The 16,405-nt window shown below is 59.8% G+C and carries 16 protein-coding genes and 2 tRNA genes; 9 read left to right on the forward strand and 9 right to left on the reverse strand.

Translation table 11 applies throughout. From position 1 onward, the window contains the following. Positions 1 to 171 precede the first annotated feature (171 nt). Together erpA and xth are read left to right on the forward strand one after the other, a co-directional pair. Entirely contained in the window at positions 172 to 504 is a 333-nt protein-coding gene (erpA, locus tag FHT69_RS08790; RefSeq protein ID WP_063475454.1) for an iron-sulfur cluster insertion protein ErpA, read from the forward strand. 124 nt (positions 505 to 628) lie between these two features. Then, positions 629 to 1,420, forward strand: coding sequence for an exodeoxyribonuclease III (gene xth, locus FHT69_RS08795; protein ID WP_047614772.1), 792 nt, complete (start codon positions 629 to 631; stop codon positions 1,418 to 1,420). A gap of 51 nt (positions 1,421 to 1,471) precedes the next feature. Here the strand turns inward: xth and exoR are convergent, their stop codons facing one another. Beyond that, the gene (gene exoR / locus FHT69_RS08800; RefSeq protein ID WP_047614771.1) at positions 1,472 to 2,275 is read right to left on the reverse strand and encodes an exopolysaccharide production regulator ExoR; all 804 of its coding nucleotides are present in this window, start codon (positions 2,273 to 2,275) and stop codon (positions 1,472 to 1,474) included. On the opposite strand from exoR, the gene FHT69_RS08805 reads away from it, so the two are divergent. After that, the gene (locus FHT69_RS08805) at positions 2,229 to 2,972 is read left to right on the forward strand and encodes a hypothetical protein (RefSeq protein WP_164735957.1); all 744 of its coding nucleotides are present in this window, start codon (positions 2,229 to 2,231) and stop codon (positions 2,970 to 2,972) included. The genes exoR and FHT69_RS08805 overlap by 47 nt on opposite strands. A gap of 22 nt (positions 2,973 to 2,994) precedes the next feature. Here the strand turns inward: FHT69_RS08805 and FHT69_RS08810 are convergent, their stop codons facing one another. From FHT69_RS08810 to FHT69_RS08825, 4 genes are all read right to left on the reverse strand, one after another. After that, positions 2,995 to 4,272 (reverse strand): OmpP1/FadL family transporter, encoded by a 1,278-nt coding sequence (locus FHT69_RS08810; protein ID WP_047614769.1) that lies wholly within the window; start codon positions 4,270 to 4,272, stop codon positions 2,995 to 2,997. A gap of 399 nt (positions 4,273 to 4,671) precedes the next feature. Continuing rightward, on the reverse strand, positions 4,672 to 7,515 hold the full coding sequence (locus FHT69_RS08815; protein WP_047614767.1) for a valine--tRNA ligase: 2,844 nt from the start codon (positions 7,513 to 7,515) through the stop codon (positions 4,672 to 4,674). Between the two features lie 115 nt (positions 7,516 to 7,630). Continuing rightward, the gene (locus tag FHT69_RS08820; protein ID WP_183905235.1) at positions 7,631 to 8,503 is read right to left on the reverse strand and encodes a DUF2497 domain-containing protein; all 873 of its coding nucleotides are present in this window, start codon (positions 8,501 to 8,503) and stop codon (positions 7,631 to 7,633) included. Between the two features lie 276 nt (positions 8,504 to 8,779). Beyond that, a complete protein-coding gene (locus FHT69_RS08825; RefSeq protein ID WP_174824495.1) occupies positions 8,780 to 9,445 on the reverse strand; it encodes a protein-L-isoaspartate O-methyltransferase in 666 nt (221 codons plus the stop codon). Positions 9,446 to 9,973: 528 nt separating this feature from the next. On the opposite strand from FHT69_RS08825, the gene FHT69_RS08830 reads away from it, so the two are divergent. Beyond that, positions 9,974 to 10,276 carry a hypothetical protein gene (locus FHT69_RS08830; protein ID WP_097543837.1) on the forward strand — a complete coding sequence of 101 codons (303 nt, stop codon included), beginning with the start codon at positions 9,974 to 9,976 and terminating at the stop codon, positions 10,274 to 10,276. Between the two features lie 76 nt (positions 10,277 to 10,352). Here the strand turns inward: FHT69_RS08830 and FHT69_RS08835 are convergent. Then, positions 10,353 to 10,426, reverse strand: a tRNA-Cys gene (locus tag FHT69_RS08835). 260 nt (positions 10,427 to 10,686) lie between these two features. Between FHT69_RS08835 and FHT69_RS08840 the strand changes: the two genes are divergently transcribed. After that, the gene (locus tag FHT69_RS08840; RefSeq protein ID WP_097543836.1) at positions 10,687 to 11,025 is read left to right on the forward strand and encodes a KTSC domain-containing protein; all 339 of its coding nucleotides are present in this window, start codon (positions 10,687 to 10,689) and stop codon (positions 11,023 to 11,025) included. On the opposite strand, the gene FHT69_RS08845 is transcribed toward FHT69_RS08840, so the two are convergent. Beyond that, positions 11,022 to 11,360, reverse strand: coding sequence for a hypothetical protein (locus tag FHT69_RS08845; RefSeq protein ID WP_047614762.1), 339 nt, complete (start codon positions 11,358 to 11,360; stop codon positions 11,022 to 11,024). The genes FHT69_RS08840 and FHT69_RS08845 overlap by 4 nt on opposite strands. Positions 11,361 to 11,444: 84 nt before the next feature. After that, entirely contained in the window at positions 11,445 to 11,762 is a 318-nt protein-coding gene (locus FHT69_RS08850; protein ID WP_047614760.1) for a hypothetical protein, read from the reverse strand. A gap of 117 nt (positions 11,763 to 11,879) precedes the next feature. Between FHT69_RS08850 and FHT69_RS08855 the strand changes: the two genes are divergently transcribed. Both FHT69_RS08855 and FHT69_RS08860 read left to right on the forward strand, forming a co-directional pair. Continuing rightward, positions 11,880 to 11,954 (forward strand) — tRNA-Asn (locus FHT69_RS08855). A gap of 135 nt (positions 11,955 to 12,089) precedes the next feature. Continuing rightward, positions 12,090 to 12,344 carry a hypothetical protein gene (locus FHT69_RS08860; protein WP_017991185.1) on the forward strand — a complete coding sequence of 85 codons (255 nt, stop codon included), beginning with the start codon at positions 12,090 to 12,092 and terminating at the stop codon, positions 12,342 to 12,344. A 268-nt stretch (positions 12,345 to 12,612) separates the two neighbouring features. Here the strand turns inward: FHT69_RS08860 and FHT69_RS34135 are convergent, their stop codons facing one another. Next, positions 12,613 to 12,792, reverse strand: a complete 180-nt coding sequence (locus FHT69_RS34135; RefSeq protein WP_080759894.1) for a hypothetical protein — start codon at positions 12,790 to 12,792, stop codon at positions 12,613 to 12,615. 324 nt (positions 12,793 to 13,116) lie between these two features. Here FHT69_RS34135 and FHT69_RS08865 point away from each other — a divergent pair, with 324 nt between their 5' ends. Next, positions 13,117 to 14,016 carry a hypothetical protein gene (locus FHT69_RS08865; protein ID WP_097543835.1) on the forward strand — a complete coding sequence of 300 codons (900 nt, stop codon included), beginning with the start codon at positions 13,117 to 13,119 and terminating at the stop codon, positions 14,014 to 14,016. 193 nt (positions 14,017 to 14,209) lie between these two features. Continuing rightward, the gene (locus tag FHT69_RS08870; protein WP_168332906.1) at positions 14,210 to 16,327 is read left to right on the forward strand and encodes a catalase; all 2,118 of its coding nucleotides are present in this window, start codon (positions 14,210 to 14,212) and stop codon (positions 16,325 to 16,327) included. Positions 16,328 to 16,405 lie beyond the last annotated feature (78 nt).

Raw genomic sequence — 16,405 nt, forward strand, 5'->3', positions numbered from 1 at the left:
CGCCCTTCATACCTATAGCCCGATAAAACGGCAAAGAGGCGCTTTCTCAACCGCATCGGCGTATCATCGCCTTTTCGCTAGGATTATGGTAAGTTTCTTTGATATCAGGCATTTGAACATTTCAGTGCCAAAACCCATTCTCTCCGGATCTTGACCCCGGCAGGAGGAAACATGACGGATACGAGTGTAACCCTTTCAGATGCCGCGGCAAAGCGTATCGCTGCGATCGTCGGCGCCGAAGCCGGCAAGAGCGCGTTGCGCGTTTCCGTCGAAGGCGGCGGCTGTTCGGGCTTTTCCTACAAGTTCGATCTTGCCGATAACGCCGGCGACGACGACATCGTCGTCGAAAAGAACGACGCCAAGGTGCTGATCGACAGCCTGTCGCTCGTCTATATGGCAGGCTCGGAGATCGACTTCGTCGACAATCTGCTTGGCCAATCCTTCCAGATCAAGAACCCGAACGCGGTGGCAAGCTGCGGCTGTGGCACCAGCTTCTCGATCTGACTTCTGAACGCACGGCCTTCTCCCCAACGAACCGGCCGAAGAACTATTTCCGGCCGGTTTATCGTCTTGTCCCCTGGTGAAATACCGCGATAAAAGAAGCGCACGAAGCTAACGGGACAGAGCCATGAAGATCGCGACCTGGAACATCAACGGCGTTAAGGCGCGCATCGACAATCTCACGCAATGGCTCAAGGATTCCGATCCCGATATCGTCTGCCTGCAGGAAATCAAAACCGTCGACGAAGGGTTTCCGCGGCTGGAGATCGAGGCGCTCGGCTATCACGTCGAGACGCACGGCCAGAAGGGCTTCAACGGCGTGGCGATCCTCTCCAAGAGTTCCCCTTTCGAAGTGAACCGCGGCCTACCCGGCGACCCGCTGGACGAACAGGCGCGTTTCCTCGAAGCCGTGTTCACGCTCCCCGACACGCGCATCCTGCGTGTCTGCTGCCTCTACCTGCCGAACGGCAATCCCGTCGACACGGAGAAATATCCCTACAAGCTCGCCTGGATGGAGCGCCTGCGGGCGTTCGCCGCCGAACGGCTGGCCTATGAGGAGATGCTGGTCCTTGCCGGCGATTACAATGTCATCCCGGAACCGCACGACTGCTTCGATCCCAAGGTCTGGGAAAACGATGCGCTGTTTCTGCCGCAGACGCGGGCGGCGTTCCGCCGGCTCGAAAATCTCGGGCTGACGGATGCGGTGCGCGCGACGACGGATGCGACGCAGTTCTATTCCTTCTGGGATTATCAGGCCGGCGCCTGGCCGAAGAACAACGGCATCCGCATCGACCATCTGATGCTGTCGCCGGAAGCCGCCGACCGGATGACGTCGGCCGCGATCGAGAAACATGTGCGGGCTTGGGAAAAGCCGTCCGACCACGTGCCTGTTATCGCCTATTTCGATTTTGCAGGCTGAGGCTTTTCCGCCTTACCGTGCCGTGGGTCCGAAAGGATGCACGGCACTCCTCTAGTCGTCGGAACCGGTCGCGATGCTGTGCGAGAGGGATACCGCCGTGCGGCGGTCGGCCTCGTTCGCAACAGAGAAGGCCTGCTCCTGCAACGCTTCCATCCAGCCACAGTCCTTGGGCTTGCAGCGGTCGAGTGCCGCCGTCATCAGCGCCAGACCACGGGCCGTCTGGCCTTCGTCGAACAGGATATTGCCGAAGACCGCCATGGCGCCGGGATGGCCGCTCTTGCGGGCCTGGTTCAACCATTTCTTCGCCTGCTGCGGGCTGGCATTGCCGCCCTCGCCGGCGAGCATCATCTGCGCCAGTTGGAACTGCGCTTCGGGGACGCCAAAGGTGGAGGCCACCTGGAAATAAAGTTGGCGTGCCTGGCTGAGGTCGATCCTGACCGGGCTGCCGGCAATGCCGTGCTTGTAATAGTTGGCGAGCGAGAGCAGCGCGTTGACGAAGAAGCCGGTATCTTCCGAACCGGGCTCGACGCCCTGCTGGGCGATCTCGCTATAGATCTTGAAGGCTTCGAAATCATCCTGGGTGACGCCGTCGCCATCGGCATACATGTTGGCAAGCGCCCAGCGCGAGCCGGTGTGCCCCTTTTCGGCGGCGTATCTATAGGCTTCCACCGCCTCTTCCTTCTGGCCGTTCTTGTAGGCCTTGAAGCCGAACTTGAAGAGGTCGAAGGGTCCGGATTCCTTGCTGACGCCGCCTTTGATATCGAATGCGCGGCACGGACCGGACAGCGCCAGCGCGACGGCTATCGACATGCCCATCAGCATGAATTTGAACAGTTTGAACTCGGACGTCACCATTTCAACCGATTTCTTTCGTTCATCTCAGGCAGGCGGCAACGGCGCTCGCGCCCTGCATCCCGCGGATGTATTCCTTCGAGGCGAGCGATCCCGCGGCGAGCTCAATGGCTCCCTTACCCGCGTCGCATCCAGCCCAGTGGCCTTTTCTCAAAGGCGCTATTCTCAGCCCATCATTCAGAACCACCCGGCTCCCGGCATGGCCCCGACTGCAATCTCCGTGGCATTCTTTCGGCAGGTGCGGCATCCGCCTTCCCGCCTCATCGCATTCGTAAACAGCAAATGTGACGAAAGCGGTATCGACGTCTCCGGCAAAGCTAGGCTGCTCATCCGAACGGGTCGAAAACAACGACAATGGATGGATCGGCGACGTCATCGCAAGGCCGGATTGGCGGCCGGAACAGCCTTGTTCGGAAAGCGAAACGACTGCAATCAAACGACTGTCGCCAATCGCGCCGTGCGATCTGGTGTTACCGGAAAAAAATCGACCCATGCTACTATTTACACGCACCGTAAGCCTGCCATCTCCTCGCCTGCAAATAGCGCTGCGCCCTCTTTGTGGCGGGAAATGGACAAATTCGCCCCGCCGCCACCTTACGCCAATCGTCGTAAAAAAGTGTTGCTGAATCGTCACAAATTGGAACGTCGATTTGTCTTGCCGACCGCCCAAAGAAAAGCCCGGCAAACTGCCGGGCTTTAACACTTTTACTTGGATCGCAGGATCAGAACTTGACCTTTACGCTGGTGGAAAGAGCCGCGACCAGATCGTCGCCGAAGGAATAGGAGACGTCGTTGCCATAGGTCCGGCCATTATAGACGTAGGTACCGGAATCCCCGCCCGTCATGATGCCGAGCGCGCCGGCCAGACGCCACTCGACATTCTCGACCGGCGTATAGGCGACACCTGCGCCGAGCGTCCATGTATCGGTCTGGGCGCCGTAGCCCTGGCTCGTGCCGCGATCCCAGGTCAGGCTGAGGGCACCGGACCATTGGTCGTTGAACTTGTGGCCGACGCCGCCGCTGACCGTCCAGCCGTCGCGGTAGAAGAGATCGAGCGAGGTGAGCTGGCTGCTGGCGGAGCAGGCGACGACGCCCTTGGTGGCCTTCGGGCAGAAGGCGATCGACTGCAGCACGCTCCAGTTCGTCCACTTGACCGACCCGAAGGCGAGCCAATCGGGCGCAATGCCGCTCTGAAGCTTGAGCTCAACGGAATCCGGCGCCTCGGCCTCCCCATAGACCGGCGTCACGACACCGAGGTAGGGATTTTTGGGATTGGCGGCCTTCGGCACCTCGGTCAGGTCGACCGTGCCGGTGAGATCGTCATACTTGACCTTGCTGTTGTAGACCAGGCTGGCGCGGAAGGCATATTCCTCGATTTCGTAGGCGATGCCCGCCCGCCATCCCATAGCCTGGTCGGCAAGATCCAGACGACCGGTGCCGTCATAGATCAGCGCGGCCGGCATTGTGGTGATCGGCGCCACGAGGCGCGTCTTGAAACCTTCGACCGTCTGATAGAATCCGCCGCCGATCAGGCGAAGCTGGCCGGGACCCATATCGAAACGATAGGAGCAGGTGGCGCCGTAATTGCGGGTGCTGATCTTGGTTTCGATATTGTCGTTGACGCCAAGCCAGTCAGCGCCGGGATTGGTGTGTGCGCCGAAGGGTGTCGAAAAATCGCCCATGCAGTCGATCGAGTCGCCGAGACCAACCTTCACGCCGAGATAGGGGACCCAGTAATCCTCGGTATCATCCGCCGTGGTCGAACCGCCGCCGATGCCGTTGGTGCCGAGGCCATCGGTGGGATCGGTGTCCTTGACGTTCTTCAGCTTACGCTGCGGCATGACATAGGTCGCACCGGACTGCACGGCAAACCGCGAATTGTCGAAGAGAAGGTCGATATTGTATCCGCCGCGCTCCAGACCGCCGGCAAAGGATGGCGATGCAAGCGACGAAAAAAGAACGAGCGATGTTATGCCCTTGGAAAACCTACGAGATGCCATTGTGTCTCCCCCACTCCAGCAATTGATGTGACCCCACTCTAGTAAGTGTTCGCGTGATATGGCAACGCGCCCCTCAGCGGCGCTCCCGGCCATTGCAGTGGCTAATTTACGTAAAGAAATTGACGGACACGTCAAAAAATCTGGTTAATAAAATTTTTTTCGAACTTGGCGGCATTTCAGCGGTACTTTTGGGTTTTCATTCCAAACATTGCAGAAGCTGTATCAATCCGACAACAGTGGCACTTTTCGCCGGCAGGCCCCTTGTACGACAACAATCCACAGGCTGAGACGCCTAAAATCTGCTGGTTCGGGACCGAATCGCATGAGGCAGCAGTAAAAAAGACGCACCCCGCAAAGGGCGCGTCTTTGAAATAACTTACCAAAATGGGTCGGGGAAATTTACCCGGCTTCGCTCACCCTGGAAAGAGCGGTCGTCAGGCTGCCGATCTGACCCTTCAGTTCCTCAAGGCGCTCGCGTTCGGCCTCGACCACTTCGGGATTGGCATTGGCGACGAACTTCTCGTTGGAGAGCTTGCCGTCGATCCGGGAGATCTCGCCTTCCATCTTGGCAATCGCCTTTTCGAGCCGAGCCTTTTCGGCGGAAAGGTCGATCAGCTTGCCGAGCGGCAGGCAGATGGTGGCCTCGGCGACAACGATCTGTGCGGCACCCTTCGGCGCGTCCTCCGCCAGCGATATCGCCTCGACGCGCGCAAGCCGCTTGATGGCCGCGTCGTGGCGGAACAGCCTTTCACGCGTCAGGCTGTTGGCCTTGACGACGACGAGCGGGGCTGTCGCCGACGGCGGCACGTTCATTTCAGCGCGCACCGAGCGGATGCCGGAGACGAGGTCGATCAGCCAGTTGATCTCGTCGGCGGCGCCGTCGTCGGCATAGGAGGGCGCAGGCCATTCGGCGTGGCAGACCAGTGTGTCGCGCTCTTTGCCATCGCCTGCGGTATGGGCCCAAAGCTCTTCGGTCATGAAGGGCATGAAGGGATGCAGCAGCTTGTAGATCTCTTCGAGAATATAGGCGCTGCAGGCCTGGGCTTCAGCCTTGGCGCCCTCGTCCTCGCCGTTGAAGACCGGCTTCAAGAGTTCGAGATACCAGTCGCAGACCTCGTTCCAGACGAAGCGATAGAGCGCACCGGCGGCATCGTTGAAGCGGAAGGCTTCGAGTGCTTCCGTAACGTCACGTTCCGTACGGGCAAGTTCCGTCAGGATCCAGCGGTTGATGGTGAGCTCGGCCGCCTCCGGCACGAAATGCGGATCGCTCTTCGCCCCGTTCATCTCGGCAAAACGCGTGGCGTTCCAGAGCTTGGTGCCGAAATTACGGTAGCCGGCGATGCGGGCCGGATCGAGTTTCACGTCGCGGCCCTGCGCGGCCATGATCGCCAAGGTGAAGCGCAGCGCGTCGGCGCCGTATTCGTCGATCAGTTCCAGGGGATCGATGACGTTGCCCTTCGACTTCGACATCTTCTGCCCGTTCTTGTCGCGCACCAGCGCGTGGACATAGACGGTCTGGAAGGGCTCGACGGGCTGCCCGTCCTCGTCCTTCATGAAGTGCAGGCCCATCATCATCATGCGGGCGACCCAGAAGAAGATGATGTCGAAACCGGTGACGAGAACGTTGGTCGGGTAATAACGTGCCAGCTCCGGCGTCTCGTCCGGCCAGCCGAGCGTCGAGAAGGGCCAGAGCGCGGAGGAGAACCATGTGTCGAGCACGTCCTCGTCCCGCGTCAGGATCTCGCCCGGCTTGAAGTTTTCGAGCAGGTCCTCGACATAGGCCTTCATCGGCCCCTCATGCGAGAGGTAATGCTGGATCGCCGCCTGCAGCGCCTCTTCCTCGGTCTTTTCGACGAAGACCTGGCCGTCCGGGCCATACCAAGCGGGAATCTGGTGACCCCACCAGAGCTGACGGGAGACGCACCAGGGCTGGATGTTTTCCATCCATTCGTAATAGGTCTTGTCCCAGCTCTTCGGCACCATCCTGGTGCGGCCTTCGCGGACCGAGGCGATCGCCGGCTCGGCGAGCGTCTTGGCATCGACATACCATTGTTCGGTCAGCCGCGGCTCGATCGGCACGCCGCCGCGGTCGCCATGCGGGACCATGTGCTTGTGTGGCTCGATCTTGTCGAGAAGGCCGGCCTCTTCGAAAATCTCGACGATGACCTTGCGCGCATAGAAACGGTCCTGCCCTTCCAGGCGATCCCAGGCGCCATGCAGCGCCGCCGGATTGTCGAGGCCTTCGAGAAAATCCTCATTGTCCTTGATGGTGATCGTGCCGTCGATATTCAGGATGTTGATCGCGCGCAGGCCAGCCCGTTTGCCGACGTCGAAGTCGTTGAAGTCATGCGCAGGCGTGATCTTGACGGCACCGGTACCGGCGGTCGGATCGGCGTAGCCGTCAGCAACGACCGGAATGCGGCGGCCGACGATCGGCAAGATGACGTGCTTGCCGATGATCGACTTGTAACGCTCGTCCTCCGGATTGACGGCAACACCGGTATCACCCAGCATCGTCTCCGGTCGCGTGGTCGCAACGACCATATAGTCGCGCGTTTCCCATTCGGTCGGCTTGCCTTCCTCGTCGAAAGCGATCGGGTACTGGTAGGTAACGCCCGGCTCCAGCGGATAACGAAGATGCCAGAGATTGCCCTTGATCTCGTGCTGTTCGACTTCAAGGTCGGAGATCGCCGTCAGGAGCTTCGGATCCCAGTTGACCAGACGCTTGTCCTTGTAGATCAGCCCTTCCTTGTAGAGCGTGACGAAAACCTCGAGAACGGCCTTCGACAGGCCCTCGTCCATGGTGAAACGTTCGCGCGACCAGTCGCAGGATGCACCCAGACGTTTCAGCTGGTTGAAGATCAGTCCGCCCGATTCGGCCTTCCATTCCCAGACCTTGTCGATGAAGGCGTCGCGGCCCATGTCGCGGCGGCCCGGCAGCTGCTGTTCCATCAGCTTGCGCTCGACGACCATTTGCGTGGCGATGCCGGCATGGTCCATGCCCGGCTGCCAGAGCACGTCCTTGCCGCGCATGCGCTCGAAACGGACCAGGATATCCTGCAGCGTATTGTTCAGCGCATGGCCCATATGCAGCGAACCGGTGACATTCGGCGGTGGGATCACGATGGTGAAGGTCTCGGCCCCGGGCTTGGCGTTCGCGCCGGCGCGGAAAGCGTCCGCCTCATCCCATTTCGCGGCGATTTTTGGTTCGACGGCGGCGGAATCATAGGTCTTGTCGAGCATTTTCTGACCAATTTCGAGGTTCGAGGATGGAGGTTGTAAATAGGATGGCCACGGGCAAGTCAATAAAAAAGCCGCCCCGGAGACCGGAGCGGCTTTTCAGGAAAAAGCAATCCGATCAGCGGCGCGGGCCGCGTGCCACGCGCTCAATTTCTTCGCGCACCAACCGCTCGACCAGTGTCGGCAAATTGTCATCAAGCCATTCGCGCAGCATCGGGCGCAGCATGTCCTCGGCGATTTCGTCCAGCGAGCGGCGTTCAGCACCGTCGATCGCGGCGGCGAGCTCCTCGAAGGAACGGCTGATCTGCAGGCCGGCATCTTCCGAAAGCAGCGCCGGCTGGACCTCGTCCATAACGCTCGGCAGGAAACGCTCGACCGACGACTGAGCAGGCTCCATAGCCGGCGGCGCTGTTTCGACGGCAGGCGCCGGCTCGGCGACGGCCACCCCAGGCGCTTCCGTCAGCACCGGCTCGGCCGGCTGCTGGATCGGAGCATGCTGAGCAGGCGCTGCGGCAGCCGGGAAAAAGGGCTGTGAGGGTTGCGGTTGGGGTTGTGGCGCCACGGCGCGCGGCGGCTCCGGTATTGCGGCCGGTTGCGGTTCGGGCTGACGGAAGCCGCTCGGAATTTCGCGCAGTGCCTGACCGGCATGCACGGCGCTGCGCTCGGAGGCGGCGCGCACGCGGGCGGCGACATCGGCAAGCGACAGCGCGCGGGCCGGCACTTCCGCTTCGGGGGTGCCGGCCGAATTGGCGGCGACAAAACGCGGATCGGAAGAGCGCATGACCGGTTCGGGGAATTCCACACCGGCATAGGTGTCGTCGACCGTCAAATGGATTTCGGAGCTGTTCTCATCCTCGTCGGCGCCGTAGACCGGCGGCAGGGATGGGGAAATCGCCTTGCCGGCGCCGGGCTCATTGCTTTCGATAATCTGGCGGATGGAGGCCAGAATTTCTTCCATGGACGGTTCACGCGCTACACTTGGCTGAGCCATATCTATCCCCGTTATTCCAAAACAACGACCGGATGGTGTGGAGCATTCATCCGAATCACCACGACCTTAGAATACCCCAGGCGGGAAAAAAATCATCGCGAATGAAATGAATGCGGCCATGCACAGTTTTGTTACCCAATGTTTGCCACCCGCAAAGCCTGCCGTGATTTTGTGGCGGCGTCAGGATAAATTATGTTTGTGAAGGCTTTCCAGCGGCGCTCATAAAAAACGGGCGCCGATGGCGCCCGTCGTTGAATTTCGTCGACAAGAACGATGTCAGAAAACGAATTCGCGCGCCTTGGCGAAACCCGGCAGCGGCTTGACCGAGGCATTGAAGAAGACGTTTTCCGAAACCGCGCCGCGTTCGGCGACGAAGACCTTGGCGCGGGCGGCATTGCCGTAACCCTCGACCGTGATCAGGCGGCCACCATCGCGCAGTTGACCGAGAAGGGCTGCTGGAACTTCCTCGACGGCGCCGTTGACGAAAATCAGATCATAGGGAGCGCCGGCAGCGTAACCTTTTTCGAGCGGGCCGGTGACGACCTCGACTTTGGCATAGTCGGCAAGCTTGGCCTTCGCCTCGGCGGCCAGCGTCTCGTCGCATTCGAGCGCGATGACGGAGCCGGCAACCATTGACAGCAGCGCCGAGGTGTAACCTGTGCCGCAACCGACTTCGAGGACGAAATCATCCTTGGTGATCGCGGCGAGTTGCAGCAGCTTGGCGAGCGGAGACGCCTCCATCAGGAATCGGGCCGGCTTTCCCGGTGCGGCGGCTGATATTTCGACATCGTTGTCGATATAGGCCAACAGCTTCGCCTTCTCCGGCACGAAAGCCTCACGCGGCACCGTGAGAAGCGCCATCAGCACGGAATGGGAGGTAACGTCCGTGGTGCGAACCTGAGTGTCGACCATCTTTACGCGCGCTGCTTCGAAATCCATCATGTCCTCTCGCTCTTTGAAAAGCGGTTCCTGTCCTTCGTCTCTTAATCCCCGCCACGGATGCTTTCAAGGCTTGGCAGCCGCCGGCGAAAAGAATCCGGCAGACGCCTCTTCCGCGCCACAGGAGACGGAGTGGACGCTGCAACTCCAGCGTGGAAGCTTCTGCCCCTTCATGATATGATCTGCAACGGAGGAAATGGGAGGAGCAGGCCATGTCTGCGATTTTCGAATATTTCACGCTGTTCGATTTCTTCATCCTCGCAGCGCTTGTCGGCATATTCTGCTGCGGGCTGCTGGACGGCGAAACGACCTGGAGGCGATAGCGCGCCGAACTACGCTCGGCGATCTCCCCCGCATCGCGTCTGCGGCAACCTCACGCTGGCGGACGCAGTTTTGACATGCGCTCCATTCCACTTGAAATAGCGGCGCGACCGCAGGTGCGCGCATTTTTCCAACAGTTCCAACCCTTTGCGACCGCACGCACATTAACGTTACGTCAACCATTTTGTTGCAGCGCCCTCACCTTCCGCTATGGGTGCGCGCATGCAAACCTTCCTGATCCAATCGCGCGGTATAGAAGCGCTTCACTACAACGCTGATGCCCGGCTGTTGCTGATCAAATACAGCAGCGGCGACATTCGCAGTTTCACCCGCATTTCGCCGCAGGGCATGCGACGGCTGCTCGGCGACGGCCCTGAAATCGATGACCGGTCTGAATTGAGCGATCTGCAATATCAGGCGGAAATCCGCAAAGGCGGCCTGAAGGCGCTCTACCGCCTCACCGGAATCAATCCGTCACAGTTCGATTTTTCGCCTGGCCAGCGGGTCTGGTAGCATTTGCGCCTGAAGCGCCCATGCAGCGCCCATCGTTTGGGCGCATTTCAGACGGGTTTGTCATGTGGGAAGATGTTGGAGGCCTCGCCCGGAATTGAACCGGGGTACAAGGATTTGCAGTCCTCTGCGTCACCACTCCGCCACGAGGCCTCACGCGCTCGTTATCTGAGCCGTGGCGAGCGTTTAGAATGATCGTAAGGAAATCGCAAGAGGGCATTTCGGAAAAACGCCATTCCACCTCTACCGAAAAGGGCATTTTCCGATCCCGGAACGGCACGGGTGCAGGCTGGAATTTCCATGACCGTCGCGATGCCCCATTTCCTGCCAATGATTGCATTTGAAACAAATTGGCAGCTTGACTTCGATCGCCGTCCAGGCCTCAATTATCCTCGGGAGGGTAAGGAGCTGCGATGGATTGGGCTGCCCTCAAATCTAAGCATATGCATGCCGCATACGATGCCGAAACCAGGGATCTCCATGTAAAGTTTCCCGGTTCTACGCCGGTGAAACACGCGAATATCCCACCGCACGTCTATCGGAACCTGCTGGAAACGGATGATCCGCACTTCTATTATAAATATTATATAGCGCCGTCTCGCGTATCACAGGGCCGTCGGCAACCGGTTTCCGTGGCGTCTTACACCATGAAGCTCGTCCTCCTCCTTGCCGCCTGCAGCCTGTTGATGGCGACCAGCCTCGACCCGGACCATGGCGGAGTTTTCGAGGAAAGCGAACTCAGATCCAACTAGACCCGAATTTGCATAGGCGGCACGCCCAGTTCCATCACAGGGCCGGCGGCAAGGCGGTTGGCTGTGGGGGCGAAATTGTCGCTTCTGTTCTGAGAACGATAACGACGATTGTTCCGGTCGCGGTCATTGTCGCCATTGCGCTCGTTGCGACCGTTGAAGTTGCGATAGTTGCGAGGTCCGCTATAGCCACCCTGGCCATGATCGACCACGCAGCCTTCGGGCCGGCGGCAGATGCCGCGGGCGTCGAAACCGCCGCTGTCGACACTCTGGGCCTCGGCGGGAGCGCCGGAGAGCATGCTCGCCGCGGACAGGACAACCACAAAAAATAGCTTCATTTCGTCACCTGGGCCATTGTGGCGCACTTACACTTCATAAACCACAAATGCGAAAAGCGCTCCACCGTTCCACGGGGGCGGCCGTCAGCCAGCTGGTTTCCCCCGCCTGTGCCACCAGACCGCCAGCCGACGCCGAAGCCGGCGCGCAAACGGCAGATCGTGCGAGAGCACGATGAAGCCAAGCGGCAGCATCCAGAAGCCGAGGATGGGCAGGAAGCCCAGAAACCCGCACAAGATGAGAGCTACGCCGAGCCCCATCCGCGCGATGCGCGAGCGCGGCAAGCCGATGCTGAAGGAGCCGAGCACAAGCCTGCCGCTGGCATGATCGATGCCGAAGCGCCTTGCCCGCGCCTCGCGCTTTTCGCCGCCCCTCGTCTCTCTGCGATCATTCCCTTTTGTCATTCCCCAGAGATGGGCGCAGGCAACCCAAATACAAGTTCATTTCATTTTTTTGAAAAAACCGCTTGGCAAATCGGGAAAGCGTTTGTATTAGCCCACTCACACCGCGCCAAGCAGTGATCCCTGGTAGCTCAGCGGTAGAGCATTCGACTGTTAATCGACAGGTCGCCGGTTCGAATCCGGCCCGGGGAGCCATTTTTTCAAGCAAACGCCTGTTTCGTTGATAAATCCGAAATCAGGCGTTTTCTTCCCCCTCGGCGGACAACGCGCTTTTTACGACGGGTAGGCATTCGCTGGCCAACCAACCGCCGGCGGTGTAAAGCAAACGCCATGGCGTTAGATCCCGAAAAAGCATTTTTAGATTACAGTGCGGCGGACTGCAGCGTGCAGTTCTGGACCGCCAACGCACCGGCCGTGCAATTCACATCTTTGGAAGCCGCCGTCAGGTTCGCAAAAGACCATGGCGGCAGGTGGGAAGAGATTGAGATAACAGTCCATCTGCCGCGCGAGGACATCGCGTTCGCGACCGGAAAAGTGCATCAACTCATTGACGCTTTGCCAGGTGATCTCCGGAAAAAACGGTAATGGGATGGATGGGCCGTCGAAGGACAATCCGGCGCGGCCAGCCTCTGGATCTGCCACAAGCTCTCGTGCCGTTCATCGTCGGTAATCCAGTCGGCGTCAAATCGGTCGAGCTCTCCGATCGCCATGGCGATAGGAATCGGAATAGGCGGCGCATTCGGCCCGATACTGTTCGATGACGCTGCGATCGGCGCTGCCGTTGCGGCTGTCACTAAACGGAATGACCGCTTACGCAGCACCTCTCTCGCAAGCGACAAAGAGGCGACTATCTCTAATAGCTACACGAACGGCCGTCACCGGGACGGAAGCCGTCCGCACAGGCCCGGTTCATTGAATCGCCCGGCTGATATCCTGATGCCGTGCCATATGAATTCGGCGGCGTCGAGCAGGCCGAGGCCATGACGGCAAGACTGATTGCGCCGGCTGCGACAAATGCCCGAAATCTGTTCATCGATGCTTCTTCCGTTTAGGCCGTGACCGAGCGATGAAAGCCGCTGCTCTCCCTTCCAGATCACCTTTCGCCTGAAGATATAGGGGCGCTGCCCGACTTGCGTTAGTTCCGAATGCAGAAGATTCTTGTCGCTTCCTATCAGCATCGTCGATGACCAAGCCGGCCGGGAACAAAGACCGTGGTTCAAAGTTGAGTGGCATCAACCACGTAACGTCAGGTTCTGACAGGAGGTCTTTCATGGGTCGCGGTATTTTGCTTTGGCTGCTTGGTGTTCCACTGCCGATCATCATCCTTCTTGCTCTGTTTATGCGATAGGAACAGATCATGTCGGTTTCAATGACAGGTGCCGGAGAGATTGCTACTCCGGTCGAATCCTCCAAATCCGCCATGGCATGGGGGCCGATCTTCGGCGGCGCCGCTGCGGCCATCGGAGTGACCCTCATTCTGTTGCTGCTTGGATCCGGGGTCGGGTTGACGATGGTGTCGCCCTGGTCGGGGCAAAGCAGTTCGCTCGGCACGGTGGGGGTCACGGCAGCGATCTGGCTCGTTGTCGTGCAATGGCTCTCCTCCGGGCTCGGCGGCTATATCACCGGGCGGCTGCGAACCAAGTGGGCGGCCGTCCACACTGACGAGGTGTTCTTCCGTGACACGGCGCATGGCTTCATAAGCTGGGCGCTGGCGACGATCTTCGTCGCCGGATTTCTCGCCTCGTCGCTGACTTCGCTTGCCGGTGCGGGCGCACAAGCCGTGAGTTCGGCCGCCACTGCCGCCGGTACGGCGGCAGCATCGTCGACCTCATCGCCTGTCGATCTCTCCACCGCCTATTTTACCGACGCATTGCTGCGTCCTGAACAGGCCCGAGCAGGCGCGACATCCGATGATACTGCGGCAACGGCTGAGGTCTCCCGCATTCTCCTCAACGGTGCCGCCGCCGGCCAGATCCCGGATGACGACAAGGCCTATCTTGCCACGATCGTCGCTGCGCGCACCGGCCTTTCCGAAGCCGATGCACGCACCCGCGTCGACACCGTCCTGAAGCGCATTGAAGACGCCAAGGTCGCCGCCCAGAAAGCCGCCGATGAGGCACGCAAGGCGGCCTCCACGACGGCCTTGCTCGGCTCGTTGTCACTTCTGATCGGGGCTTTCATCGCCGCGGCCGCTGCAGCTTTCGGCGGATCGCAACGCGACGAAGAGGAAGATCTTATCGTTACCTCCCGAACCTAGGGGCAGACGAAACGGGGACGCGAGGTCGAAAGGCTCCGCGTCCCAATTTTATCTGGGGCTATCCCTGCCTCGTGGCTGGTTCTCGGCCGCAGTGAAGCGGCTTCTCTCCTCAGTGGCGGTTTATTTCGCATCAAGCGGAACATGTGGCCATTGTGGAGCTTCGGTTAGGTCACACCCTTTCCGGAGAATAGAGATGGCCAAGAACACGTCCAAAACCTCGCCCTCGGACAATGCAACGATCCATGATCAGAAGCTGCACCGCGGCGCAGGCGGCGAGCTTCATCAGTTTGCCGAAGACGGCAAGCCTGTGCTGACCACCGCTCAAGGCGGCCCCGTGTCCGACGATCAGAATACGCTTCGCGTCGGCGCCCGCGGCCCTGCCCTCATCGATGACTTCCACTTCCGCGAGAAGATCTTTCATTTCGACCACGAGCGCATCCCCGAACGGGTCGTCCATGCCCGCGGTTACGGCGCCCATGGCTACTTCGAAACATACGAATCCCTGGCCGCCTATACCCGGGCCGATCTTTTCCAGCGGCCCGGCGAAAAAACACCGGCTTTCGTGCGGTTTTCGACCGTCGCCGGCAGCAAGGGTTCGTTTGATCTGGCGCGCGACGTGCGCGGTTTTGCGGTGAAGATCTACACCCAGCAGGGAAATTGGGATCTGGTCGGCAATAATATCCCGGTCTTCTTTATTCAGGATGCAATCAAGTTTCCCGACATCATCCATTCGGTAAAGCCGGAGCCCGACAAGGAATTTCCGCAGGCGCAGTCGGCGCATGACAATTTCTGGGATTTCATCACGCTGACGCCCGAAAGCATGCACATGATCATGTGGGTGATGTCGGACCGCGCCATTCCACGATCCTTCCGCTTCATGGAGGGTTTCGGCGTCCATACCTTCCGCTTCGTCAATGCAGCGGATGAGTCGACCTTCGTCAAATTTCATTGGAAACCGAAACTCGGTCTGCAGTCCGTCGCCTGGAACGAAGCAGTCAAGATCAATGGTGCCGATCCGGATTTCCATCGCCGCGACCTCTGGCAGTCGATCCAGTCGGGAGCCTTCCCGGAATGGGAACTCTGCGTGCAGCTCTTCGATCAGGACTTCGCCGACACGTTCGACTTCGACATCCTCGATCCAACGAAGATCATTCCGGAGGAGATCCTTCCGGTCAAAGCGATCGGCCGTCTCGTTCTCGACCGAATGCCGGAGAACTTTTTTGCGGAGACCGAACAGGTCGCCTTCATGACGCAGAATGTTCCTCCCGGCATCGACTTCAGCAACGATCCGCTTCTGCAGGGACGGAACTTCTCCTATCTCGACACGCAGCTGAAACGTCTGGGTGGTCCGAATTTCACACATCTGCCGATCAACGCGCCGAAGTGTCCCTTCCACAATTTTCAGCAGGATGGCCATATGGCGATGCGCAATCCTGTCGGGCGCGTCAATTACCAGCCGAACTCCTGGAATCAGGGGCCACGGGAATCGCCGGTGCAGGGCTATCGCCACTTCCCCGCCGAGGAACAGGGTCCCAAGGTTCGGCTGCGACCGGAAAGCTTTGCCGATCATTACAGCCAGGCCCGGCAGTTCTACATCAGCCAGACCCCGCCGGAGCAACGCCATATTGCCGCGGCGCTGATCTTCGAACTGAGCAAGGTCGAAACGCCGGTCATTCGCGAGCGCATGGTCTCGCATCTGATGAACATCGATGAGACTCTGGCCAGCAAGGTCGGCCACGCCCTCGGATTCAAGTCGATGCCGAAGCCTGCCGACGCGGCCATGCCGACCCGGCAGGATCTCGAGCCGTCGCCGGCGCTCAGCATTATCGAGCGCGGCCCGGGTCGGTTCGAAGGACGCAAGCTCGGCATTCTTGTCAGCGACGGCAGCGATGCCGCTGTCTTCAAGGCGCTGCTTGCCGAGATCACCGAGCAGAAGGCAACATTCGAAGTGATCGCGCCGAAGATCGGCGGCGTGACGCTCTCGGACGGCAATTGGATCGAGGCGCATCAGATGATCGACGGCGGACCTTCGGTGCTTTACGACGCCGTCGCCCTCCTCCCCTCGGCCGAGGGAACCGGCGATCTGCTGAAGGAGGCAACGGCCCGCGATTTCGTGGCGGATGCCTTCGTGCACTGCAAGTTCATCGGCTATGTGGAGACAGCGCTGCCGCTGATGCAAAAAGCCGGCATTGCCGATTCTCTGGATGAGGGCGTGATTGCACTCGGAGCGGCGAAGGATGTCAGCGCCTTTATCAAGGCGCTTGGCAAACTGCGGGTCTGGGGTCGGGAGCCATCGGTCAAATTGAATTGACCGTCTCGTCGTCATGTTCGTAACGTAAAACCCGTGGAAACGCGGGTTTTAGGTCGTTTGCAGCGTCTATTTATCAGC

Origin of the sequence: Rhizobium sp. BK008, assembly GCF_014197345.1 — a bacterium.
GTDB classification, from domain to species: domain Bacteria; phylum Pseudomonadota; class Alphaproteobacteria; order Rhizobiales; family Rhizobiaceae; genus Rhizobium; species Rhizobium anhuiense.